Source organism: Bacteroides intestinalis (assembly GCF_003464595.1).
Taxonomy (GTDB): domain Bacteria; phylum Bacteroidota; class Bacteroidia; order Bacteroidales; family Bacteroidaceae; genus Bacteroides; species Bacteroides intestinalis_A.
Genome location: NZ_QRZF01000052.1, coordinates 1 through 4,114, shown reverse-complemented (window position 1 = coordinate 4,114; position 4,114 = coordinate 1). Strand labels below are relative to the sequence as shown.

Below are 4,114 nucleotides of genomic sequence, written 5' to 3'. Positions count from 1 at the left end.
GAAAAGGAAATGAAGTATGAAGCTCCGGAAGTGGAAGTTCTGGAGGTGGTTGTAGAATTGGGATTCGCTGCAAGTGTTCCTGCTGGTGGTACTACGGATGAGCCTATGTAGCCAAGCTTAAGATTAGAATAGTAAATTAATAAACTAAAAAGATTCAAAAAGATGAAAACAAAATTCTTGTTTACGATGTGCGCTGCTACTTTATTCGTTGCTTGTACCAATGAAGAGTTTATTAGTGCACCGGAAAATAACTTTGCGGATAGAGCGAAGGTAAACGTGATGTTGGGAGCTGATATGGGAGAATACACTATTGGTGATGCTTCTACTAGAACTGTTTGGGAAAGTGGAAAATACAAATGGGAAGCCTCTGATGTATTAGGGGCATGTATGGTTGATGCGAAAGTAGAAGGCACTCCGGAATACAATAATATTGTTACTAATTACCCTTTCACTCCAGTGGAAACAATTACCACTCCCGTAGAGTCTGCTAACTTCAAGACAAATACTGCTGTATATGAGGGCACTTATGTTTTCTATCATGGATATCAAACAGATATGACCAAGGGGAGAAAGATTACTGTCAACTTTCCTGTCTCACAAGAACTCAATGCAGAAAAACCTTATGCACACTTAACTGCTAATAACTTCTTTGTGTCTCCACTCATTAAGATTAAAGGAGGTATTGCTTACGAAGCCAATAATACAATTCCTGTACAATTTACTTCTTTGTATTCAGGTTTTGCTCCAACATTAAAAAACACCAGTAGTGAAGAAGTTAAGGTTTCTAAGATTGAGGTTTATTCTGCAGCTGGATTTAAACTGGGTGGGGATATTAATACCGTAACAAGTATATTTGGTAGTGTTGTTGTATCTGATAATGCGGACCTAAAAAATGTAATTGGAGAGAAAGTCGAAACCATGAGAAGTGCTGATATTGATCTCTATGAAACTGCCATAACGGCAGCTAACAATATGGTGTCAATTACATTGCCTGATATGGTTATCGCTGCCGGTGCATCTCAAGAAATTCGTATGTTGTTCCCCGCAGGCTCATACAACCAAAATGATTTGACAATGAAAGTATATACCAACCAAGGGGTATTTGAAACAAAGGCAAATCCTGGAAATTCTGCTGTTAAATTCAATAGAGATGTGTTCAAAACCAATACTTATGAAATGAGTACATTTGAATATCCTGCAGAATTCAAGATTTTCAGCAAGAAAGATTGGGAATACGCAGTGAAATTTATCCAAGGCAATGCATATTACACAAACCATGCTGCTACATTTGCTTTACAAGCAGACGTCACGTTAACCGAAACAACCGATATTCCTGCATTCTCTATTTATGTGGATGCCAATAGCCACAAGTTAATCCTTGAGAAAGAAGATGCTGAATTTAAATTAGCTCAAGATTCATATGTCGGAGCATTGGAAGTTGCAGCAGGAACGACATTGAACCTGGATGGAAAATCATTTATTGAGAGTTTGACTAATGAGGGTACGGTAACCGTTTCGGGAATGGTAAGTAGCAAAGCAAGCGTTTCCGACTATGCTACTTGGAAAGGTACACCTAAAAACTACGGTATTTCTACACTTGTCAACAATGGTGTAATAGTGGTTAATGGTAAATTAGAATTAGGAGAAGTTACTCCAGATCTTGCTGCCAAATCCGAAATTATAAATAATGGTACTTTGGCTATCGTGAATAATGTAACTAATAGTGGTAAGATAACCAATAATAATCTGCTGACTGTTGCGGATAGTAAAGCACTTGAGAATGTTAAAGATATCGTTTTAGGGGAGAACTGTAAAGTTCAGTGTTTAGGCACCGCTGCATCAATCATCACTAATAATAATGCAGCAGCCATAATCACTTTAGCAGCTGTAAAGGATGTATTTGTAGATAATGCAGGTCATGCTACTACTACGGCTTTGATTACTAACACTCAGGGTGTTACCAGTGTAGCCATCACTGCAGCTTCTAGCTTGGATGCATTAAAAGATATCAACGAAGTAAACAGTGCTACTATCAGTGGAAGCTGGAATAAAGCTGCAATAGATAAAGTAGACGCAGCTACCACCATCACAAACCTGATTATGGAAGATGCTACTATTGACTTGAATGGTGTTGCTGCTGGTTTTACAAATATTACAAATATTATTGTAAATGGTACTAGTGCCATCAACAACTCATCTGTTACAGCACAACAACTGGCAACAGCTACTGTCAATCTTACTATTGCTGAAGAAGCTACATTGTCTGTTGCTAAAAATGTTAAGTTCGGAAAAATAGATGCTACAACAGTTGCTACGATAAGCGTCTTGGGTAAGCTGGTGAATTCCGGCACTATTTTAGGAGATGTTACTGTAGGAGCCTCTGACAATACTTCCGCTACCATTACTAACAATGAAGATGCAATATTGACAGCAGGTAATGCAATAAGTGGCGCTAATGTAACAATGACTTCAATAGACAACTATGGTAAGATTCTAAATGAAGGCAAACTATACGCCACAAAAGTTGATAATAAGGTTGTTGGGGTTTCAGTATTCCAAGGTAATATAACCGCTGTTACAGCTACAGTTACAGAAGCTGGATTTTAAGTCTATCTTTTTATCCAATCTTAATATAGAAAAGACGGAGGGGCATTGCTTCTCCGTTTTTCTTCTCAATATTTCAGTCTCTAAGTGTCTGCAAAAAAAGAATTGTTGATACGAATAAATACAAGAATCTCTTTTTTAATATTCATTGTCTATGCAAATGAATCGTAACATTTCAAACGATGAAAACAAAATACTGCGTTCCGGAAAAGCGGAAATGGATTGGCGGATATTGTACAGAAAAGTGTGGATATCCAGAAAATTGTTTCTGATGACTTGTGGCATTGGAGCCGTTATCGGGATAATTATAGGTATTAGTATCCCAAAGGAATATACAGCTAAGATTCTTATAGCTCCAGAAAATGCCCGTAAAAGTTCGTCTTTGGGTATAAATGCACTGGTTGCCATGACGGATGTCAATGTAAACTCTTCTACTGCTGATAGGGATGCCATATATCCATCCCTATATCCTATCATTGTTAATTCTACCCCATTTCTTATTCGGCTTTTTGAGGTAAAAGTACACGAACAAAAAGATACTGCTGCAATAACTCTTGCCCAATATGTAAAGGAACGGCAGAAAACACCGTGGTGGAATGCTGTTGCTTCAGCACCGTTCAGATTAATGAACCGACTCCTGTCTTTATTCAGGAGCGCACCGAAAGAGGAAGGAAAAAAGAAAAATACAAAAACAGATATCTTCCGATTGACTCGTGAAGAGATAGGTATAGCCGGTGCTATTGCTTCCAGAATAGCTGTCGAGATAGACCAAAAAAAAAGAGTGGTGACCATATCTGTCACCATGCAGAATCCGCTGGTTGCTGCCACTGTAGTAGATACAGTGCAAGCATGCCTGCAAGAGTATGTCACAGAATACAGAACAAGCAAGGCACGTAGGATTTTGAACTATACTGAACAACTTCGTAATGAAGCGCAAACAAAATACCATGAAGCGCAAATTCAATATGCTAACTATGCAGATGTCAACCAAAAGTTAGTGATACAGACTTCTCGCGCAGAATTGATCCGATTACAGAATGAAATGAATCTGGCTCATTCCACTTACAATCAAATGGAACAGCAAGTCCTCGTTGCCAAAGCTAAAGTGGAAAAAGTTACTCCTATAAATGCCATCATTCAACCAGCACAGGTTCCTCTTAACTCCTCAAAACCCAATAAAGTGCTGATTTTTATAGGATGTATTCTTTTATTTGGTGGAGGAAGTGTCGCATGGATTCTATTCGTAAAGGATTTCATGAGAAACATGAAAAAGGATAGTTTGTATACGGATGAAAGCCAATGATTAAAGAAATAATTCAATTGCTACCTGAAAGGCAACGCAAACGAAGCATTTGGGTGGCTTTTTCGGTATTGCTGCGTGCTATCCTTGATTTTGCCGGAGTAGCGGCACTGATACCTATATTGCTGGTAGTGGTAAAGCAGGATGGCGGACGGGGAAGGATGCTGACGTTGTGTGGTGCCGTATTGCTATTTGTTTTATTGAAGAATG

The 4,114-nt window shown here is 38.6% G+C and carries 2 protein-coding genes and 1 pseudogene; all 3 read left to right on the top strand.

Annotated features, from left to right (window positions below):
- The first annotated feature begins 162 nt into the window (after positions 1–162).
- A complete protein-coding gene (locus tag DWW10_RS25730) occupies positions 163–2,607 on the top strand; it encodes an autotransporter outer membrane beta-barrel domain-containing protein (protein ID WP_147350494.1) in 2,445 nt (814 codons plus the stop codon).
- A 157-nt stretch (positions 2,608–2,764) separates the two neighbouring features.
- Complete coding sequence (locus DWW10_RS25725; RefSeq protein ID WP_118422450.1) at positions 2,765–3,907, top strand: GumC domain-containing protein; 1,143 nt, start codon at positions 2,765–2,767, stop codon at positions 3,905–3,907.
- Positions 3,904–4,114, top strand: a pseudogene (locus DWW10_RS25720) (ABC transporter ATP-binding protein); the annotation flags it as partial. The gene DWW10_RS25725 and the pseudogene DWW10_RS25720, both read left to right, overlap by 4 nt.

What these genes read in the sequence shown, in the direction of transcription:
- DWW10_RS25730 (WP_147350494.1), top strand. Translation starts at nt 163, where the DNA reads ATGAAAACAAAATTCTTGTTTACGATGTGCGCTGCTACTTTATTCGTT.
- DWW10_RS25725 (WP_118422450.1), top strand. Translation starts at nt 2,765, where the DNA reads ATGAATCGTAACATTTCAAACGATGAAAACAAAATACTGCGTTCCGGA.